Origin of the sequence: Nocardioides halotolerans DSM 19273 (genome assembly GCF_000422805.1) — a bacterium.
GTDB classification, from domain to species: domain Bacteria; phylum Actinomycetota; class Actinomycetes; order Propionibacteriales; family Nocardioidaceae; genus Nocardioides; species Nocardioides halotolerans.
Genome location: NZ_KE383924.1, coordinates 21,525 through 40,030 on the forward strand (window position 1 = coordinate 21,525; position 18,506 = coordinate 40,030).

The 18,506-nt window shown below is 73.8% G+C and carries 16 protein-coding genes and 3 tRNA genes; 8 read left to right on the plus strand and 11 right to left on the minus strand.

What is annotated here, in order from left to right:
* Positions 1-92 precede the first annotated feature (92 nt).
* Positions 93-176 (minus strand) — tRNA-Glu (locus tag G514_RS0118570).
* 13 nt (positions 177-189) lie between these two features.
* Positions 190-265: transfer RNA gene (locus G514_RS0118575), tRNA-Glu, on the minus strand.
* Positions 266-337: 72 nt separating this feature from the next.
* On the opposite strand from G514_RS0118575, the gene G514_RS0118580 reads away from it, so the two are divergent.
* A tRNA-Phe gene (locus G514_RS0118580) sits at positions 338-411 on the plus strand.
* Between the two features lie 50 nt (positions 412-461).
* Here G514_RS0118580 and G514_RS30475 read toward each other — a convergent pair.
* Positions 462-1,427, minus strand: a complete 966-nt coding sequence (locus G514_RS30475; RefSeq protein ID WP_169576503.1) for a helix-turn-helix transcriptional regulator — start codon at positions 1,425-1,427, stop codon at positions 462-464.
* A gap of 133 nt (positions 1,428-1,560) precedes the next feature.
* Between G514_RS30475 and G514_RS27735 the strand changes: the two genes are divergently transcribed.
* Together G514_RS27735 and G514_RS0118595 are read left to right on the plus strand one after the other, a co-directional pair.
* Positions 1,561-4,308 carry a carboxypeptidase regulatory-like domain-containing protein gene (locus G514_RS27735; protein ID WP_051247769.1) on the plus strand — a complete coding sequence of 916 codons (2,748 nt, stop codon included), beginning with the start codon at positions 1,561-1,563 and terminating at the stop codon, positions 4,306-4,308.
* Between the two features lie 93 nt (positions 4,309-4,401).
* Positions 4,402-4,908, plus strand: a complete 507-nt coding sequence (locus tag G514_RS0118595) for a hypothetical protein (protein ID WP_028652972.1) — start codon at positions 4,402-4,404, stop codon at positions 4,906-4,908.
* On the opposite strand, the gene G514_RS0118600 is transcribed toward G514_RS0118595, so the two are convergent.
* Both G514_RS0118600 and G514_RS31200 read right to left on the minus strand, forming a co-directional pair.
* Positions 4,905-6,068 carry a sterol desaturase family protein gene (locus G514_RS0118600; RefSeq protein WP_028652973.1) on the minus strand — a complete coding sequence of 388 codons (1,164 nt, stop codon included), beginning with the start codon at positions 6,066-6,068 and terminating at the stop codon, positions 4,905-4,907. The genes G514_RS0118595 and G514_RS0118600 overlap by 4 nt on opposite strands.
* A 6-nt stretch (positions 6,069-6,074) precedes the next feature.
* Complete coding sequence (locus G514_RS31200; protein ID WP_245582270.1) at positions 6,075-6,269, minus strand: hypothetical protein; 195 nt, start codon at positions 6,267-6,269, stop codon at positions 6,075-6,077.
* A gap of 308 nt (positions 6,270-6,577) precedes the next feature.
* On the opposite strand from G514_RS31200, the gene G514_RS0118610 reads away from it, so the two are divergent.
* Positions 6,578-6,784 carry a hypothetical protein gene (locus G514_RS0118610; protein ID WP_028652974.1) on the plus strand — a complete coding sequence of 69 codons (207 nt, stop codon included), beginning with the start codon at positions 6,578-6,580 and terminating at the stop codon, positions 6,782-6,784.
* Between the two features lie 11 nt (positions 6,785-6,795).
* Here the strand turns inward: G514_RS0118610 and G514_RS27745 are convergent, their stop codons facing one another.
* On the minus strand, positions 6,796-8,151 hold the full coding sequence (locus G514_RS27745; protein ID WP_051247771.1) for a hypothetical protein: 1,356 nt from the start codon (positions 8,149-8,151) through the stop codon (positions 6,796-6,798).
* Complete coding sequence (locus G514_RS0118620) at positions 8,148-8,735, minus strand: 3'-5' exonuclease (RefSeq protein WP_051247772.1); 588 nt, start codon at positions 8,733-8,735, stop codon at positions 8,148-8,150. The genes G514_RS27745 and G514_RS0118620 overlap by 4 nt, the downstream gene beginning before the upstream one ends.
* 97 nt (positions 8,736-8,832) lie before the next feature.
* Here G514_RS0118620 and G514_RS0118625 point away from each other — a divergent pair, with 97 nt between their 5' ends.
* The 3 genes from G514_RS0118625 to G514_RS0118635 all read left to right on the plus strand — a co-directional run bounded on the left by G514_RS0118625 (position 8,833) and on the right by G514_RS0118635 (position 13,061).
* Positions 8,833-11,082: an SCO7613 C-terminal domain-containing membrane protein gene (locus G514_RS0118625; RefSeq protein WP_157545007.1), complete on the plus strand. Its 2,250-nt coding sequence runs from the start codon at positions 8,833-8,835 to the stop codon at positions 11,080-11,082.
* 78 nt (positions 11,083-11,160) lie between these two features.
* Positions 11,161-12,447: a hypothetical protein gene (locus tag G514_RS27750; RefSeq protein WP_051247774.1), complete on the plus strand. Its 1,287-nt coding sequence runs from the start codon at positions 11,161-11,163 to the stop codon at positions 12,445-12,447.
* Positions 12,447-13,061 carry a hypothetical protein gene (locus G514_RS0118635; RefSeq protein WP_028652977.1) on the plus strand — a complete coding sequence of 205 codons (615 nt, stop codon included), beginning with the start codon at positions 12,447-12,449 and terminating at the stop codon, positions 13,059-13,061. Before G514_RS27750 ends, G514_RS0118635 begins: the two co-directional genes overlap by 1 nt.
* Positions 13,062-13,202: 141 nt before the next feature.
* Here the strand turns inward: G514_RS0118635 and G514_RS0118640 are convergent, their stop codons facing one another.
* Entirely contained in the window at positions 13,203-14,102 is a 900-nt protein-coding gene (locus G514_RS0118640; RefSeq protein ID WP_211222189.1) for an SCO6745 family protein, read from the minus strand.
* 156 nt (positions 14,103-14,258) lie between these two features.
* Between G514_RS0118640 and G514_RS0118645 the strand changes: the two genes are divergently transcribed.
* Positions 14,259-15,362 (plus strand): Leu/Phe/Val dehydrogenase, encoded by a 1,104-nt coding sequence (locus G514_RS0118645; protein WP_036565534.1) that lies wholly within the window; start codon positions 14,259-14,261, stop codon positions 15,360-15,362.
* 68 nt (positions 15,363-15,430) lie between these two features.
* On the opposite strand, the gene G514_RS0118650 is transcribed toward G514_RS0118645, so the two are convergent.
* From G514_RS0118650 to purF, 3 genes are all read right to left on the minus strand, one after another.
* A complete protein-coding gene (locus tag G514_RS0118650; RefSeq protein WP_028652980.1) occupies positions 15,431-15,616 on the minus strand; it encodes a DUF3073 domain-containing protein in 186 nt (61 codons plus the stop codon).
* 175 nt (positions 15,617-15,791) lie between these two features.
* Complete coding sequence (purM, locus tag G514_RS0118655) at positions 15,792-16,847, minus strand: phosphoribosylformylglycinamidine cyclo-ligase (RefSeq protein WP_028652981.1); 1,056 nt, start codon at positions 16,845-16,847, stop codon at positions 15,792-15,794.
* Between the two features lie 13 nt (positions 16,848-16,860).
* Positions 16,861-18,423, minus strand: coding sequence for an amidophosphoribosyltransferase (gene purF, locus G514_RS0118660; protein WP_028652982.1), 1,563 nt, complete (start codon positions 18,421-18,423; stop codon positions 16,861-16,863).
* Positions 18,424-18,506: the final 83 nt, after the last annotated feature.

The window sequence follows — 18,506 nt, forward strand, 5'->3', positions numbered from 1 at the left end:
ATCCTGCCGGTGGCCGTGGGCGGCGTGCCTCGCCCGTTCGGGTGAGACCTCGCGAACGACCTCGAGCGGCACCAGGCCGGACTGCTCTCCAGTGGCACCCCCAACGGGATTCGAACCCGTGCTACCGCCGTGAAAGGGCGGGGTCGCTGATGACCCGCCCGCTAGACGATGGGGGCCGGACTGCTCCAGTGGCACCCCCAACGGGATTCGAACCCGTGCTACCGCCGTGAAAGGGCGGGGTCCTGGGCCGCTAGACGATGGGGGCCGGACTGCCCGGCAAGCGTAGAGGACACGATTCGGAGTCAGCGATTCCACTCCGGTAGGGTGAGCGCCGCTCGGGCAGGTAGCTCAGTTGGTACGAGCGTCCGCCTGAAAAGTGGAAGGTCGGCGGTTCGACCCCGCCCCTGCCCACGAGCATCGAGGGCCCCACCGGCGTGCCGGTGGGGCCCTTGCCGTGCCCGTCACACCCAGCCGCGCCGGACGGCCTGCATGCCGGCCTGGAAGCGGGTCTCCGCGTCGAGGAGCTCCATGAGGTGCCGCATCCGGCGGCGCAGCGTGCGGACGCCGATGCCGAGCTCGCGCGCGATCGCCTCGTCCTTGGCGCCGCTCACGAGGAGGGACAGCACCGCGCGGTCCTGCTCGGTGAGCGACGCGGGCGGCGCCGTGCCGCCCAGGGGGATCGCCCGCTCCCAGAACACCTCGAAGAGCGCCACCATGGCGTCGAGCAGGGTCGACCGGTGGATGACCGCGGTCTGCGCGAGCGCCCGGTCGAGGGTCAGGGGCAGCAGGGCGGTCCGGCGGTCGACGACCACGAGCTTGAGGGACAGCCCGGGCAGTACGCGCGCCACCTCGCCGGCCGACACCAGCGCCTCCACGTGGGCGCGGGCGCCCGGCCGCTCCAGCGACTCGGGGGCGTAGAGGGTGCGCCACCGCACGCCGCGGCGCAGAACCGGCGCCTGCTCGGGGTTGTCGGGCGGCGCGGCGTAGGGAGGACGGTCGAGGAGCAGCAGCTCCTCGCGGCAGCTCGCCTGGAGCTCCTGGAACCGCCGGGCGGCCGCCTGCTCCCCTGTCAGGATCTCGACCAGCTCGCGCGGGTCGTCGCGCCGGCTGGTCTGGTAGTCCTCGACCAGCTCCGACACGGCCGCGCGCACCTGCAGCAGGCGGTGCTCCTGCGCCTGCACCAGCGACTCCAGGGCGAGATCGGGTACGACGGCGACCACGCGCTGCGGGCGACCGGCCGTCCGGCTCACCAGCCCCAGCGACTCCAGCCTCCGCAGCGCCGCGGTGACGCTGCCCGGACGGATCCGGGCCGAGGCCGCGAGCTGGGTGCGGGTCGCGTCCGGCGTCGCGAGCAGGGCGCGGTAGACCCGCTCCTCGAGCTCGGAGACCCCCAGCGGCGCCAGCAGCCCCGGGTCGGTCTCCACCATCCACCTCGCCTCGTGGCCGCATCCGGCCGGCGACCGGTTGCGGCCACCGAACTCCATGGAGTCGGGACCCCGCGCCGTGTCAGGGTCACGGGGCACCGTCCCCCGCTCTACCCACCCTCTCGGGAGCCGAACCATGCTGCACGCCCGCCTCGTCCTCGTCACGCCCGCCGCCCTGCTCGTCGCCCTGCTCGTCGGGCTGCTCGCCACCACGGCCGGGCCCGGCGCCGCGTCGGCCGCCCAGGCGTCGGCCGGTGGCCCGGGAGCGCTGCACGGCCTGGTCGTCGACCACACGTCCGGCCAGCCCGTCGCGGGAGCGCATGTCACCCTGACCGGAGGCTCCTCCCAGCCGACCGAGGCCCAGACCGGCGAGGACGGGCGGTACGTCGTGCAGCTCGTGCCGGGCGACTACGACCTGCTCGTCACGGCGTTCGGCTACACCGACGCTCGAGACACGGTGCGGATGACCAACCGCGGCCTCCTGGCGCACCGCGCGGAGCTCGAGGTCGCGCCCGAGGTCGTGCTGCGGGGCCACGTGTCCGACGCCTCGGGCGCGGGCTGGCCCCTCTACGCGCACGTCGGGCTGCCCGGGACCTCGCTCGAGACGTTCACCGACCCGACGACCGGCGACTACCGCCTCCGCGTGCCGGGCGGGCACACCTACGACGTCGCGGTCGAGGCCGTCTACCCCGGCTACGAGACCCGGACGGATGCGGTGCGCGTCGACGGACGGACCACCCACGACGTCGGACTGGGCGCGGACGCGGCCACCTGCACGGCGCCGGGCTACACCCGGGGCGACGGAGTCCGTGCGTCGTTCGACGGCGACACGGCTCCCGAGGGCTGGATGGTGGTCGACCACTTCGGCGGCGGGGTGCTGTGGCGCTTCGACGACCCGGCCCACCGCGGCAACCTCACCGGCGGTGCCGGAGGCTTCGCGACCGTCGACAGCATCGACCAGACGACGTCGCTGCCGGACGTCTCACTGGTCTCCCCGGTCACCGACCTCAGCGCCGCCGACCACCCGGTGCTGGAGTTCGCGACCGAGCTGCTCACCGGCTTCCCGGCCATGGCCGAGGTGGAGCTGTCCGTCGACGCGGGCGCGACCTGGTCGCCCGTGTGGTCGACGCAGGCGAGCCTGCCCGGTCCGCAGACCGTGCGGGTCCCGCTCCCCGACGCGGCCGGCGCGGCCCAGGCACAGATCCGCTTCCACTACCTGCGCGGCCCCGGCCGGTGGTGGTGGCAGGTCGACGACGTCTTCCTCGGAGACGCGACCTGCGCGGCGACGCCCGGCGGGCTGGTCGTGGGAAGCACTCGCAGCTCGCTGACCGGGCGCGCACTGGACGACGTCGCGGTGGCGGTCGACGGCCCAGCCCCGTTCGCCACCACGAGCCACGCGACGCCGGACGACCCGCGGCTCGCGGACGGCTTCTACTGGCTCGTCACAGCGCCCGGGCAGCACCAGGTCACGGCGTCGGCGCCCGAGCACGCCGAGACCACCGAGGCGGTCGAGGTCGAGGCGGGCGACGTCCGTGACCTCGAGCTGCGGCTCGCGTCCGGTCGGCTCGTCGCGACGCCACGCACGATCCGGGTCGAGGTCGACCGCGGCCGGCAGGCGACCGCCCAGCTCACGGTGGTCAACACCGGTGATGCGCCGGCCACCTTCTCGCTCGAGGAGGTCGAGGGCGCACCGCCGCCCGCCACGCCACGCAGCACGACAGGAGCGGCGGTGCAGCGGGTGCCGGCGGACGTGTCGCCGCTGCCCGACCGCGGCGACGCGGGAGCCCAGCCGCCCGCACGACCCGCGCAGGCGGACGAGGCCGGCGACTGGCGCGACCTCGCGCCGTACCCCCTCGCCGTGCGCGACACGGTCGCGGGCAGCCTGGACGGGACGGTCTACTCGTTCGGCGGCTACGGTGCCGCGGCGCGCGCAGCGCTGACCTCGTCGTTCCGCTACGACGCCGAGGGCGACCACTGGGTGCCGATCGCGGACCTGCCCCAGCCTCGGCAGCAGCCGTCCGGCGCCTTCATCGACGGCAGGTTCGTCCTCGCCGGTGGCTGGGGCGCCGACGAGCACCCGGTCGCCGAGACCGTCGTCTACGACCCCGTCACGGACTCCTGGTCGACGGCCGCCCCCAACCCGGCACCACTGGCCGCGTCGGGCACCGCGGTGCTGGACGGCGAGCTCTACGTGGTCGGCGGCTGCCTCGACAACGACTGCGGGCGCACCGACGTGCTCCGCTACGACCCCGAGGCGGACGCCTGGACGCGGCTCGCCGACTACCCGCAGAACACGGCCTGGACCTCCTGCGGCGGGATCCGCGGGAAGGTCTACTGCGCGGGTGGCATCGGGACGGGCGCCGACAAGTTCGCGGTGTTCGCCTACGACCCGCAGGCCGACTCGTGGACCCGCGTCGCGGACCTGCCGCTGGACATGTGGGCCAGCGCCTACTCCGTCGTGGACGACCACCTGGTCGTCGTCGGCGGCGCGGCCGAGGACTCCTCCACGGTGACCAACGAGGGCTACTCCTACGACGCGGCCTCCGACAGCTGGTCGGCGCTCCCGCCGTCCCACCACGCGTTCCTGCGCGCCTCGGGCGCGTGTGGCTTCGTGAAGATCGGCGGCAAGCTCGAGGCCTGGGACGGCTTCCCCGACGTCGAGCTGCTGCCGGGCTACGACGACTGCCGGCCCTCCACCGACCTTCCCTGGGTGCAGGCAGGCCCCGACCGGGCCGTGGTCGGGCCGGGTGGGAGCACGCAGGTCCGGCTGGACGTCGACGCGACGGACCTCACGCCCGGCGTGCACGTGGCCTACCTGCGGGTGCGCGAGTCCACGCCGTTCGCCGTGAGGGACGTCACGATCCGCGTGGTCGTCCGGCCCTGACCCGGGCCGCTCCGTCGAATTCGGGACCTTTGGCCCTCCAGACCTGCCCGAGGGGCCCTGTCGCGCCGGTCTCCGCGACCGCAGGCTCGATGCATGGCCCCACGCTCCCCGAGGCGCCCGCCCCGCGTCGACCTCCGGGTCGTCCGCGCCGTCCAGGCGCTGTGGTTCCCCGTGGCAGGAGTGGCCACGGCCGTCGGCCTGATCGGGTCGGTGCAGGTGTACGGGCTGGTCGGCGTGGTGCTGATCTACCTCGGCGGCGCCGGCTTCGGGATGCTGATGCTGTACGCCGCGCTCGCGGACGGCGGCGAGCACGACCTGCCGGTGCCGCGGGTGGGCCTCGTCTCCTCGCTGGTGCTGCTGGTCGCGCTCGGCACGATCTCGCTGCTCCCGATCGCCGGCTGGTTCGTCCTCGCGCTCGTGGGTGCGACGTCGCCGCTGGTGACCAACCAGCTGGCGCCCTCTCCGCGTCGCCGCCGGCCGCCGACCCCCGACGTCGCCGCCGCCCGGGAGCAGGCGCGGGTGGACGCGGCGTTCGAGGAGCTCGTCGACAACTTCGAGCAGGACGGCTCCCGCGGGACCGACGGGACCCAGGGAGGCTAGGCGACGCCCGTCTCGGCGCGGCGCACGTAGGCCCAGCCGGGGCCGCGCAGCAGGAAGGACAGCCGGTCGTGCCACGTCTCGGCGGCCGCGACGTCGCGGGCGATGTCGACGAGCTCGTGGGTCGCGATGACCGCGGGGTTGAAGGAGTCGATGTTGCGGGTCAGCCCGTATACGACCGGCTCGGACTCGGCCTCGAAGGTGCCGAACAGGCGGTCCCAGATGATCAGGATGCTGCCGTGGTTGCGGTCGAGGTACTGCCGGTTGGAGCCGTGGTGCACCCGGTGGTGCGACGGGGTGTTGAGCACCCGCTCCAGCGGCCCGGTCGACCGGATCGCCTCGGTGTGGATCCAGAACTGGTAGATCAGGTTGAGGGCCCGCGCCTGCTCGATCATCGGCGGGCGGACGCCGACCAGCGCCAGGAGCGAGAACGGGATCGCGACCGTGACCGACTCCGCCACCGGCTGCCGGAGGGCGGTCGAGAGGTTGTAGCGCTCGCTGGAGTGGTGCGCGACGTGGACCGCCCACAGCCAGCGTGACTCGTGCATGGCCCGGTGGTTCCAGTAGTAGAGGAAGTCCCACCCCAGGATCGCCACCGCCCATGCCGGCCAGGCCGTGCCGAGGTCGAGCCGGCTGCGGCGGAAGAACGTCTCGGCTCCCGTGCGCGCCGCCCAGACCGTCGAGACGGTGAGCGCGGCTCCGGCGACCGCCGCCACGGCGAGACCACCCTGGATCCTCCGCGGCAGCGAGGGTGCCGCACGCCGGTCGCGCGGCACGGCGGGCGCCTGCCGCAGCCCGGCCAGCTCCTCCTGCACCTCCCGCACGTGGTCGGGCACGGTCTGCGGGTCGGGCAGCCCGCCCTCGCGCACGCGGCGACGGACCACGTCGCCGACCGTGGTCAGGACCGCCGCCGCGGCGCCGACGGCGAGCAGCGCCCGGCCGTACCTCCCCCGCCCGGGGGTGACCGGTCGCAGCACCTTCCGCGCGGCGTACGGCGCCACGAGGCTGCCGACGCCCATCGCGAGGCTCGCGAGCGTGTCCGCCGTCTGATAATCGCCGGCCCGGGTGCCGGGCTCGACCGGGTGGGCGCGCTGCCAGGCGTACTCGGCGCCCATCGCGGCGAAGTAGGCCGGGACGGCCAGGACGGTGAGGTCGACCTTCACGTGGTGTCAGCCCACGAGCTCACGGGGCACGTCCAGGCGCGGGATCCCGCCGAGGCCGCGGCGGTAGCGCACGTGCTCGGCGTACCGCTCAAGCGTGCGGTAGAGCGCCTCGTGCGCGGCCCACGGCAGCGGCTCGGCGCCCTGCCGCCAGCTCTCTCCGAACGCGATCCAGACGGCTCCCAGTCGGCGGCGTCGTCCCACTCGCCGCGACGCGCGGTGAGCATCCGCCGTCGGATCTGGAACGCCGTGCGCGGCCCGTCGGTGCAGATCGGCGCGGTCGCGACCGGCCAGAGGCGGAGGTCGAGGCTCATCAGGTGCACCTCGAGGTCGCGGAGCACCCGCGGGTCGACCAGCACGGTCGCCGCGTTCTCGTGAGGCACGCGCTCCATGACGGAACGCTCGCCCGCCGACCCTCGACTCGTCAAGCACCCCCAGCATTGGCGCGAATCCGTCGCCAACGCCCGACCGTCCTGCCACCCTGTGAGCACCGATCTCGGAGGAGGTAGGACATGAAGATGCTCATCGGTGTCCTCGTCGCGGTGTGGCTGGTCATCGGCGGGGCCGCAGCGGGACAGCGCGGCTACTTCGGCAACGACCGCGCGGTCGACTGCAAGACCGGCGCCGACACCGGGCTGACGATCCTCGCCGGCCCGCTCAACTACGCCGGGGTCAACCCGAAGGTGGACTGCCCCGCGGCGCCGCGGCCGTCGACCTGAGCCGGCGCGCGTCACGCGGTCTGCAGCGAGTCCATGTAGTCCTTGATCGTGGGTACGGCGGTCAGCCGGTCGCGGAAGAAGTTGTTGATCAGGTTGACCACCTGCACCTTCGCGGACTCGATGTCGGCCTCGCCGGCCTCGGCCGCGGCCCCGCCCGCCTTGGTCTCCTCGAGCGCGACGCGCAGCTTGAGGAGGGCGGCGACGAGCTCGTTCTCCTGCACGCCGTCGAGGGCCCGCACGACCGTGAGCACAAGCTCGTCGGTCTGCGTCTGCACGGTCTCGACGGCGATGGACGAGCCGGGCTCGGCGGCGTTCTCGAGCGTCCCGATCAGCGACCAGACCTGGTAGAGCATCGTGGTGGGCTCGTCGAACAGCTCGCGCAGGTAGGCGGCGTCGAGGTGCCGGCCGGTGAGTCGGAAGACGTTGTACATCCGCTTCGCGGCCTTGCCGTAGTTGGCGTGGTCGGCGGCGAGATACTTGCGCACCTCGCCCTCGAGGGAGTCGATGTAGTCGTCGAGCGCGTTGCCGGAGACGTGCTGCACGACCTTGGTGAACGTCGGCAGCTGCTCGGCGTCGAGGTAGACCTCCTGGAAGTACGCGTCGAGGTAGCCGTCGAGCGGCACGATCTCGCCGTTCGGTGACTCCCAGGTCACGTCGATGACGTTGCTGGCGTTGGTGAGCCGCTTCTGGTCGGGGTCGGCGACGACCCAGTCGAGCTTGCACCAGCCCGGGTCGGTCGCCACCTCCTCCCAGACCAGCGTGGTCGGCTTCCCGTCGACCTCCACGTCGATCCGGCCGGCCCTGACCTCGTCGAGCCGCCACGAGATCGGGCTGCCCTTCCTCTGCGGCTCGCCGGCCTTGACGCAGTCGAAGGGGTAGGAGCTCCACTTCGCCTCGATGAACTGGTACGTCGGTCCGCTCTCGTGGCCGAGCGCGTGCTCCCTCATCAGCCGCGCCAGCGTCGCGCACGCCTCGTCACGGGTCGGCGCCTTGATGTTGAGCCGCTGGAAGAAGTCGGCGTCGCCGGGGTGGGTCTGGATCTTCGACTGCGCGGCCGAGCCGGACAGCGCGAGGGCGCCCTCGGCGACGCCGTCGGGCCCCTTCACCTCGACGATCTCGCCGATCCGGCGGAACCTCGCGAGGTCGCGGGGGCTGAAGTCGAGCATGCTCACGCGGTGGCCGAACACGCCGTCGTCCTCGTCGATGACGATGTCGGAGGTCTCGACGCCCTTCTCCTGGGTCATCGCCGAGAGCCATCGCTCGGTGTCGGCCGCGTCGAGCTCGATCCCGAGCCGCTGCGCGGACTCGACGAGGCGTGCGACGTCGTCGCCGGCGTCTGCCCGGCCGCCTGCGGTGGAGTCGGTCATGTGGTGTCCTTCCCGGGGACCGCGGGCTCGGCGAGGAGCGCCCGGAAGAGCGCGGCCTGGTCCTGCGCGTCGGAGAGAGCGTGATGTGCGAGCGGGCGTCCTGACAAGTACCTCGGGGCGAGCACGCTCATGCTGGTCTCCGCCCAGGTCGAGCCCAGGCGGCCCATCGCGAAAGCCTTGATGTCGAGCGCGGTGTAGCCGAACGGGTTGCGCCCGACGTACCGCTCGAAGTAGTCGGCGACGAACATCCAGTCGAACGACGCGTTGAACCCGACGAAGACCGGCCGCTGGTCGGCGGGCACCACGTCGCGCACCCAGTCGGCGAAGCGTTGCATCGCCTCGGCCGGCGGCTCGCCCATCGTGGAGAGGATGTCGAGCGAAAGCTTGCTGACCTCGAGCGCCTCCGGGGTGGTCCGCTTGTCCTCGGGCTTCAGCTCGGCGTAGAAGGTGGTCTCCGGGTCGTCGACGAGGCAGGCGCCGATCGAGAGCAGCGCGTAGTCGGCGGGTGTGGCGCCGCCGGTCTCCACGTCGACCGAGATGAAGCGCTCCGCGAGGTCGCGCTCGTCCCCTCGGCCCCGGCTCACGGTGCGAGCGTCCCACAACGACGTGAGTACGCACGCTCAGACCCGCTGAGCGCCAAGAGGCTGCCGCGGGCCTGCTGCGACCCGGCCCAATGGGGTCATGATCACGACCGTCGAGGCCTGCCCCCGCTGCGGCCACGTGCTGCGTCCGGCTCCCACCGCTGCTCAGCTGTCGTCCTACCCTCCGCCGCCTCCTCCCCCTCCCCCTGTCACGTCGTACGCCGCGCCGTACCCAGCGCCCACCCCGCCGCCGTCCGGGCCGTCCGGGCCCTCCGGGCCGTCCGGGCTCAGCGCCGCCTCGGTGCCGAAGATCCTGCTCGGCCTCGGTGCGACCTGCCTGCTCGTCGCCGCGGTGATCTTCCTGGCCGTCGCCTGGTCGTGGCTCGGCGTCGGCGGTCGCACCGCCGTGCTGGTCGGCCTCACCGGTGCCACCGCGCTCGGCGGGCAGTGGCTGGCCCGGCGCGGTCTCGGCGTCGGCGCCGAGTCGCTGACCGCCGTGGCCCTGGGGCTGCTCGTGCTGGACCTCTTCGGCGCCCGCCGCGCCGGGTGGCTCGAGGCTCCTGCCGACGACTGGTTCGTGGTGGTCGTCGGCGCCTCGCTGCTGGCGATGTCGCTCGGGCTCTGTCTTCCGGCTCGCCCCGTCGTGACGGCTCAGCTGACGGCGCCCGTCGGCCTCGGGGTGGCGGCCCTCGGGCTCGCGGTCGCCACCATGCAGTGGCCGGCGACGGCCGCCGGCGCGGTGCTGGCCTGCGCCTGCCTGGTGCAGCTCGGGCGCGCGCTCGGCGCGGCGCCGCTGCTGTGGACCGCGGCCTCCTCCGGGCTGGTCGCCTTCGCCGGCCTCACCCTGTTGGCGCTGGGCGAGGCGATGACCTCGCCGACCCTCGACTGGCTGTGGCTGGAGGGACACGGCGCCTGGATGCTCGTCGTCGCGCTGCTGGTCCTGCTGCCCTGGCCGATGGCGCCCGGCCGGGACGACGTGCGGCGGCTCGTGGCCGGACTGTCCGCCGCCACCCTCACCTACACGGCCGCGCTGCCCGTCTTCGACGAGGGCGCGACCGAGGTCGCGCTGGCCGCGGCCGCGGCCACCGTCCTGTGGGCGGTCGTCTCGGCGGCGGCGCCGCCGCGGTGGTACGCCGTCCCGCGCGTGCCGCTCGCCGGCTCCGCCCTCGTGCTGCTGCCGGCGCCGCTCCTGCTGGCCGCGACCGCGCTGTCCAACCTGGTCGGCGTCGCCCCGCCGTTCACCGCTGACGCGGACGTCCGGCTGGACCCGGCCGAGCCGCTCGCCCACCCGCTGCTGCTCCCGCTCGGCGTGGCCGTGCTGGTGCTGGCGACCCTCCTGACCCTGCCGCGCTCGCGCGCGCTCCTCTGGACCTCGGGCGCCGCGCTCGCCACCGGCGGGGTGCTCGGCGCCGCGCTGCACCCCCTGCCGCTCTGGGTGTTCGTGGTCGTCCTGGGCCCGGCGGGCGTCCTCGTCTCGGCGCCCAGCGCGGTGCTCACCCTGCTGGTGCTCGGCGAGATCACCCTCCTCGCGGCGTACGTCCTCGTGCGGCGCACCGGCGACGCCGCGACGGTCGCGGGTCTCGTGCTGCCGGCATCCCTCGGCGGCTTCCTGTGGACCGGTGGCCACGTGCTCGGCGTGCCCTACGACCACGTCTCGCTCGTGGCCCTGCTCGTCCTGGGCGCGCTCGCCCTCGCGCTGCCGCGGCTCGAGGTCGAGCTGGTCGCGGGAGCGGCGGTGCTGGCCGGGTCGGTCGGCGGGGTGCCCGTCGCGAGCGACCCGTCGGTGTCGCTCGCCGTGCACCTCACCCTGGCCGGCGCGCTGGTCACGGCCTCGGCGCTGGTGCACCGCGACCACCGGCCGCTGGCCTGGCTGGGCGGCTTCCTGCTCGCCGCGGCCACGTGGGTGCGGCTCCACGACGTCGGCGTCCAGGCGCCCGAGGCCTACACGCTGCCGACGGCGCTGGCCCTCGTGGCGCTCGGGGTGCACCGGCTGCAGCGCGACATCGACGCCGACACGTCCACGCTCCTGCCGGGGCTGGCGCTGGCGACCGTGCCATCCCTGCTGTGGGCGCTCGCCGACCCGGTGTCACCGCGGGCCGCGCTGCTCGGGACCGGCTGCCTGGTGCTGCTGCTCGGCGGCGCCGGACTCCGGTGGTCGGCGCCGGTCGTCGTCGGCGGGCTGGTCGGTGCCGCGCTGGTGCTGCGCGAGCTCGCGCCGTACGCCGCCCAGACCCCGCAGTGGGTGCTGATCGGCACGGCGGGGACGCTCCTGATCGGGACCGGCATCACGTGGGAGGCGCGGCTGCGCGACCTGCGGCAGGCGGCGGGCTACCTGGAGCGGCTGCGCTGACAGACGGCGCTGACAGACGGCGCTGACAGACGGCGCTGACAGACGGCGCTGACAGACTGGCGCTGACAGACTGGCGGGGTGCTGCCCCGGTTCGAGGTCGTCGCGCGCCGGCGGCCGGTGCGGCTGGTGGTGCCCGACGGTGCCCCGCCTCGGGCGCCGTACGTCGCGACGTCGGCGCCGGGCACCCGCGAGCTGTCGCTGGCCGGCGGAGACGTCACGCTGACCGCGACCTGCGGCGATCGGGTGGCGCTGCACGTGACCGCCGGCGGCCGGACCACCACGCACCGGAGCCGGCGCAGCGGCCGCCCCGAGGCGCCGGTCGAGGCGGTCGCGCTGACGCTGACCGGGCCGCAGGTCACCGCGCTCACGCTCGAGGCCGGCGCGTGGGTGGCTCGGGCGCGCTACGACCTCACCGACCGGCACGACGTGCACGACGAGGGCTGGCTGGCGGTGTTGGCGGGCACCGGCGACGAGACCGGGCGGTTCGGGCAGGTCGGCCTCCGCGACCTCCGGGTGGTCAGCCAGGCGGACGGGTCGGCCTACGTCCGCGACGGGCGGGTGCTCCTCACGGCCACGAGCGCGGGCCCCGGTGGCTTCCCGACGGGGCACTGCTCGGTGTGGTCGCTCGACCCCTCGACGCTCGAGCTCGAGCACCGGGCCGACCTGTTCCACCGCCGCGACCCGGGCGGAGTCTACGGCGACCACGCGGCGCACCTGCACCGCGACGGCGACCGGTGGCTGCTCGCCTCGAGCACGTGGGGCGACTTCGACCGCGTGAAGCGACCGGTCGGCGCCACGATCGCCGAGTCGACCGCCGACCTGACCCGCGGCGTGCACGTGCTCGACAGCCGTCCGCTGGCGCTGCCGACGGAGGGGTTCCGGTCGGTCGGGGTCTGGGACCCGCACCTCGCCCGCGACGGCGACGGCTGGCTGGTCGGCTACGTCAGCGCCACGAAGTACTTCCGGTTCCACCCCGCGCTCGCCGCCGGGCCCTCGCTCGACGCGCTCACGCTGCGCGCGGTCGCCTCCGGTCACCGCGAGACCGAGGGCACCACGCTCGCCCGCGTCGGCGGCGAGTGGCGGGTGCTGGCCAGCGACAAGCGGCGCCGGCGCTACCCCGTGCTGGACCTCGACCTGCGCGACGTCGCGACCCTCGACGCGGCGTACCCGACCAACATCCCGTGGCCGACGCTCGTCGACCTCGACGGCGAGCAGCTGCTGGTCGGCTTCAACGGTGCGGCGTACGGCGGGCGGCTCGTCGGCTACGGCAGCCACGGCGAGGTCGTGCTGCAGCGGGCCACCCAACCGATGCGCCGCGCGTCCCGTCAGGGAGGTGAGAGCACACCCCATCCTCGGAGGAACTGATGAAGCCCAGGACCTGGATCACCGGCAGGGCCGGGACGGTCGTGACCGTCGCGGCCGTCGCCGCGCTCGCCGGCACCGGCGCCTCGGTCGCCGCCGGCCACATCACCTCGGCCCAGATCAAGGACGGCACGATCCAGACCGCCGACCTGACCAAGAACAACTTCGCGAGGTTCACCTCGACCGAGAACGTCGTCTCGGCCACCACGCCCGTCAGCGCCGACCCGGCGTTCGCCGGCGCGCGGATCGTCGCGGTCGGCGCCACGGGCACCACGCCGCTCGCGACGCTGGTGCTCGACAAGGGCACCTGGAAGATCAACGGCACCGCGCAGTTCTGGCACAAGGGCCCGGCGCCCGTCACCGACCCGGACTACGGCATGGTGACGGTCCCCGGTCTCCAGGACGGGTTCTCGACCCACTGGACCGCCGACGTGCCCGACGGCGGCAACAACGCCGCACAGGTCTCCTTCAACGGGACCATCAAGATCACCGCCAACGGCACGCCCATCGTGATCACGGGTGCGTTCACCGGCGGCAACGCCGGCCAGGCCGGTGTCTCCGTGCAGGCCACGCAGTACGAGTACGTGAAGCTCTTCCACGGCGGGAAGCCCGGCTGACCGTCGCGCCACATGGGGGACGACCGACTCTCTTCCCCGAGCTCGACCGAGTCGGTCACGCGGGCCGCGCCGCCTCGTCAGGCGCGGCCCGTTCCCGTGCCCGCGACGCGTGTCACCATGACGTGGGCCGGCCACGGCCCGTCAGTGCCCCGGCAGCCCGATCGGGTTGACGGGCGGGAGCGCGGTGCGGGCCGCGGCGGCCAGCGGAGCGGCGAGCTCGGCGAACCTCTCGGCGGCTCCGGCGCCGGCTCTCGTCCACGGCTCCTGGGCGAGCTCGTCGGTCAGCTCCTCGGCTCGGCCGAGCAGGTCGACGCCGGCCGGCGTGATGCGACCCTCGGCGTCGAGCAGGCCGCGGTCGGCCAGGGCGTCCGCGCACGCCGCCCACTCCTCGTCGGTCCAGCCGCGGTTGGGTTGGAGGGCCTCGCGCTCGAGGTCGTGAGCAGACCGCAGCACCATCGTCGAGAGCCCGTCAAGGCCGACGGCGAGCTGGGCGAGCACGTGGCCGTCACCGCGCAGCTCGCGCAGGACCGTCGCGCCCTGCCAGAGGACCGCGAGCGGTTCGTCCGGCCACGGCAGCGCCGCGTTGGCGGCGCCGAGCGCGCGCCCGGACGTGGGGGCCTCGACCGCGACCGACCGCAGCAGGGTCGCGGCCTCGCCGACGCGCTTCTCGTCGTACTGCCCTTGCTGCCCGTCGTGCTGCCCGCCGAGCAGCCGCGAGAGCGCCGCGACCGATCCCTCGAGCCGCGCCGCGAGGGCCTGCTCCGGTGTCGCCAGGTCCCACACCGACGGGATCGCACGCTCGACCATCCGCGGGGCGAAGTTGGCGTAGAGCGCGGTGGTGACCGCCGCGGGCGCCCGGCCCAGCGGCGCGGAGCGGCTCGCGAAGTAGCCGCGCCAGAAGCCGCGCAGCCCGGCACCCTCGAACGCCGCACGGCCCTCGGGCGCGAAGTAGGTCACCGCGTGGAGCGGCTCGAACAGCGTCCACATCCGGCGGGCCGGCGTCACGAGGCGTCCACCTGGGTCGCGGTCGATGACAGCCACGCGACGAGCATGTCACCCGGGTCTGCGAGAAGTGGAGCCGCACGCTCGCGGCGCTCTACTCTGGGGGTGACCCGCGCCACCCCTGCGGGTCGTCCACGCAGCCATCCAATGCACGCCACACCACCCCCGTGGCCATAGAGGAAGAGCGGACCACACATGTCCCTGAGCGACAGGCTGGACGTATTCGACGCCGGGCACGACCACGAGCAGGTCGTCTTCGCCAACGACCCGGCGAGCGGCCTCCGCGCGATCGTCGCGATCCACTCCACGGCCCTCGGCCCCGCCCTCGGCGGCACCCGCTTCTTCCCCTACGCGACCACCGGTGACGCGCTCGCCGACGTGCTCGACCTCTCGCGCGGCATGTCCTACAAGGCGGCGCTCGCCGGCCTCGACCTCGGCGGCGGCAAGGCCGTGATCATCGGCGACCCCGCCCAGGTGCGCGCCCGCGGCGGCGCCGAGGCGCTGTTCCGCGCCTACGGCCGGTTCGTGCAGTCGCTCGGCGGCCGCTACTACACCGCGTGCGACGTCGGCACCTTCTCCCCCGACATGGACGACATCGCCCGCGAGTGCTCCTACGTCACCGGCCGGACGGTCGCGCACGGCGGCGCGGGCGACAGCTCGGTGCTCACGGCGTACGGCGTGTTCCAGGGCATGCGCGCGGCCGCGCAGTTCACGTGGGGCACCCAGAGCCTCGAGGGCCGGACCGTCGGCGTCGCCGGCGTCGGCAAGGTCGGCCACCACCTGGTGACCCACCTGGTCGAGGACGGCGCCTCGGTCGTCGTCACCGACGTCAACCCGGCCGCGGTCGACCGCGTGCGTGAGGAGCATCCGGCGGTGCGCGTCGCCGCGGGCGCCGACGAGCTGGTCGCGAGCGAGCTCGACGTCTACGCGCCGTGCGCGATGGGCGGCGCCCTGACCGACGAGGTCGTCGAGGTGCTGAGCGCGAAGATCGTCTGCGGCGCCGCCAACAACCAGCTGGCGCACGCCGGCATCGAGAAGGCGCTCGAGGAGCGCGGGATCCTCTACGCGCCCGACTACTGCGTCAACTCCGGCGGCCTGATCCAGGTCGCCGACGAGCTCGAGCCGACCGGCTTCAGCTTCGACCGCGCCCAGCAGCGCGCGACGGCGATCTACGACACGACCTACAGCGTGTTCGAGCTCGCCAAGTCCGACGGCGTACCGCCCGCGATCGCCGCCGACCGCCTGGCCGAGCGTCGCATGCACGACGTGGGCCGGCTGCGTGGGATCTGGCTCGGCTGAGCCGCTCGGCGGTCACACGAGTCGCTCCAGCCACATGTTTCACCGGCAGGCAGAGGTGACGCGAGGAGTCAGTCGCGCGAGGGGCCGGCGTAGTCCGACCACTTCTCGAGGACCTCGGGGTCGACGTCCTCTGGAGAGTCACCGCTCTCCTTGTGGAGCTCACTGGCCAACGCACCGAAGTCCGTCTCGTGAGTGCGGTACTTCAGGTCGCGAGCGACCTTCGTCTGCTTGGCTTTTGCACGGCCGCGCCCCATAGGGTCAGCCCCCTCGCACACTCGGCCGGGGCAACGGTGGCTCCCGGACTGTCTCAATGAGTTCTCGTGTCGCCAACGCTACCTGCTGCTTGGGTGTTCCCGCACACCCGCGCCCTGAAATCCTCGTAAAACCGTAGGAAATACCCCGACCGGGGGTGAGGTCGTTACCGGAACCTCACCAGCCGGGGTGCTGACCGACCAGCTCCACGGTCCCCCCGGCGCCCGAGGCGGCGGTGACCTCGCCGGCCACCCAGGCGTGGATGCCGTGGCCGTCGAGCAGCGCGATCGCGGCGTCGATGACGCCCGGGTCGAGCAGCGCGACCATGCCGACGCCGCAGTTGAGCGTGGCCTCGAGGTCGGGCTGGGGGACGTCGCCGAGCCTGCGGACCAGGTCGAAGACCGGCGCGGGCGTCCAGGTGCCGCGCTCGAGGGTGGCGTGCAGCTCCTCGGGCAGCACCCGGGCCAGGTTGGCCGCGAGGCCGCCGCCGGTCACGTGCGCCATCGCGTGGACGCCGTCGCGCCGCGCGAGCTCGAGGCACGCCTTGGCGTAGATCCGGGTGGGGGTCAGCAGCTCCTCGCCCAGCGTCCGGCCCAGCTCGGGGACGTCGCGGTCGTAGGCCCAGCCCGCCTTCGCGACCACGTGCCGCACGAGCGAGTAGCCGTTGGAGTGCAGCCCGCTCGACGCCATCGCCAGCACCGCGTCACCGGGGCGCACGCGCGCGGGCCCGAGCAGGTCGTCGGCCTCGACGACGCCGGTGGTGGCGCCGGCGACGTCGTAGTCGTCGGGGCCGAGCAGCCCAGGGTGCTCCGCGGTCTCGCCGCCGACCAGCGCGCAGCCGGCCTCGACGCACGCCTCGGCGATGCCCTTCACGATGGCCGCGATCCGCTCGGGCACCACCCGGCCGCACGCGATGTAGTCGGTCATGAACAGCGGCTCGGCGCCGCACACCACGAGGTCGTCGACGACCATGCCGACCAGGTCGAAGCCGATCGTGTCGTGCACGTCCATGGCCTGGGCGATCGCGACCTTGGTGCCGACGCCGTCGGTCGAGGTGGCCAGCAGCGGACGGCGGTACGACGTGAGCGCACCGGCGTCGAAGAGCCCTGCGAAGCCGCCGATCCCGCCGATCACCTCCGGGCGGCGGGCCTTGTCGACCCAGACCTTCATCAGCTCGACGGCCTTGTCGGCGGACTCGATGGAGACGCCGGCCTCGGCGTATGCGTCCGTCACGGTGTGGTGTCCCCTACGGGTTGTTGAGCACGGGGAGCGCCTTGCCCAGGGTGGGCGACGCCAGTGTCGCCTCGAGCAGGTGCTTGCCGAGCAGGCTCTCGTCGGGCAGCGGGATGGGGTACTCGCCGGTGAAGCACGCCCGGCACAGCTGCTCCTCGGGCTGCCGGGTCGCCTGGATCATCCCCTCGAGCGAGATGTAGCCGAGGCTGTCGGCGCCGATGCTCGCGCGGATCTCCTCCTCGTCGAGGCCGTTGGCGATCAGCTCGGCACGGGTCGCGAAGTCGATGCCGTAGAAGCACGGCCACTTCACCGGCGGCGACGAGATCCGCACGTGCACCTCGAGGGCGCCGGCCTCGCGGAGCATCCGTACCTGCGCGCGCTGGGTGTTGCCGCGCACGATCGAGTCGTCGACGACGACGAGCTTCTTGCCGCGGACCATGTGCTCCAGCGCGTTGAGCTTGAGCCGGATGCCGAGCTGGCGCAGCGTCTGGCTGGGCTGGATGAACGTGCGCCCGACGTAGGCGTTCTTGACGAACCCCTGGCCGAACGGGATGCCGCTCTCCTCGGCGTAGCCCGCCGCGGCGGGAGTGCCCGACTCGGGCACCGGCATCACGAGGTCGGCGTCGACCGGGAACTGCCGGGCCAGCTCGCGGCCCATCTCGACGCGCGCGGCGTGCACGGACCGGCCGGCGATGGTCGCGTCGGGCCGGGCGAGGTAGACGTACTCGAACACGCAGCCCTTGCGCGCCGGCTCCGCGAACCTGTGCGTGCGCAGGCCGTGCTCGTCGATGGCGACGAGCTCGCCGGGCTCGATCTCGCGCACCACGCTGGCGCCGATCGTGGCGAGCGCGGCGTCCTCGGAGGCGACGACCCAGCCGCGGTCGAGGCGGCCGAGCACGAGGGGACGGATGCCCTGCGGGTCGCGGGCGGCGTAGAGGGTGTCCTCGTTCATCCACACGAACGAGAACGCGCCGCGCAGCATCGGCAGCACCTCGAGCGCGCGCTGCTCCAGCGACGTGTCGGGGTGGTGGGCCAGGAGCGCGGTGACCAGCCCGGTGTCGTTGGTGGAGGCCTCCACGTCACGCGTGTGCAGCGGCAGCTCGCCGTCGGGGTCGGGCAGCTGCTCGACAAGGTCGCGCAGCTCGTGGGTGTTGATCAGGTTGCCGTTGTGGCCGAGCGCGATCGAGCCGTCGGCGGTGGGCCGGAACGTCGGCTGGGCGTTCTGCCAGGTGCTGGCGCCGGTCGTCGAGTAGCGCGCGTGCCCGATCGCGAGGTGGCCCTTGAGCGAGTCGAGCGTGGTCTCGTCGAAGACCTGCGACACCAGCCCCATGTCCTTGTAGACCAGGATCTGGCGGCCGTTGCTGACCGCGATGCCGGCCGACTCCTGGCCGCGGTGCTGGAGCGCGTAGAGCCCGAAGTAGGTGAGCTTGGCGACGTCCTCGCCCGGCGCCCACACGCCGAAGACCCCGCACGCGTCCTGCGGCCCCCTCTCACCGGGGTCGAGGTCGTGGTTGAGGCGACCGTCGCCCCCGCGTCGGCTCGGTGCAGAGCGGCCGCCGGTGCTGAGGTAGGGCACGTCCTCATCGTACGGTCGCCCGCCTGCGGGGCGTGCATCGACGCTCGGCGCCTTGCCCGTTCGGCGGACAGGGCGTTCGGGCA

Excerpts from the sequence above, each read along its gene's own strand:
- G514_RS0118645 (WP_036565534.1), top strand. The coding sequence starts at position 14,259 with ATGTCCCTGAGCGACAGGCTGGACGTATTCGACGCCGGGCACGACCAC.
- G514_RS0118595 (WP_028652972.1), top strand. The coding sequence starts at position 4,402 with ATGGCCCCACGCTCCCCGAGGCGCCCGCCCCGCGTCGACCTCCGGGTC.
- G514_RS27745 (WP_051247771.1), bottom strand. The coding sequence starts at position 8,151 with ATGACCGACTCCACCGCAGGCGGCCGGGCAGACGCCGGCGACGACGTC.
- G514_RS0118650 (WP_028652980.1), bottom strand. The coding sequence starts at position 15,616 with ATGGGGCGCGGCCGTGCAAAAGCCAAGCAGACGAAGGTCGCTCGCGAC.
- G514_RS30475 (WP_169576503.1), bottom strand. The coding sequence starts at position 1,427 with ATGGTGGAGACCGACCCGGGGCTGCTGGCGCCGCTGGGGGTCTCCGAG.
- G514_RS0118610 (WP_028652974.1), top strand. The coding sequence starts at position 6,578 with ATGAAGATGCTCATCGGTGTCCTCGTCGCGGTGTGGCTGGTCATCGGC.
- G514_RS0118625 (WP_157545007.1), top strand. The coding sequence starts at position 8,833 with ATGATCACGACCGTCGAGGCCTGCCCCCGCTGCGGCCACGTGCTGCGT.
- G514_RS27735 (WP_051247769.1), top strand. The coding sequence starts at position 1,561 with ATGCTGCACGCCCGCCTCGTCCTCGTCACGCCCGCCGCCCTGCTCGTC.
- G514_RS0118635 (WP_028652977.1), top strand. The coding sequence starts at position 12,447 with ATGAAGCCCAGGACCTGGATCACCGGCAGGGCCGGGACGGTCGTGACC.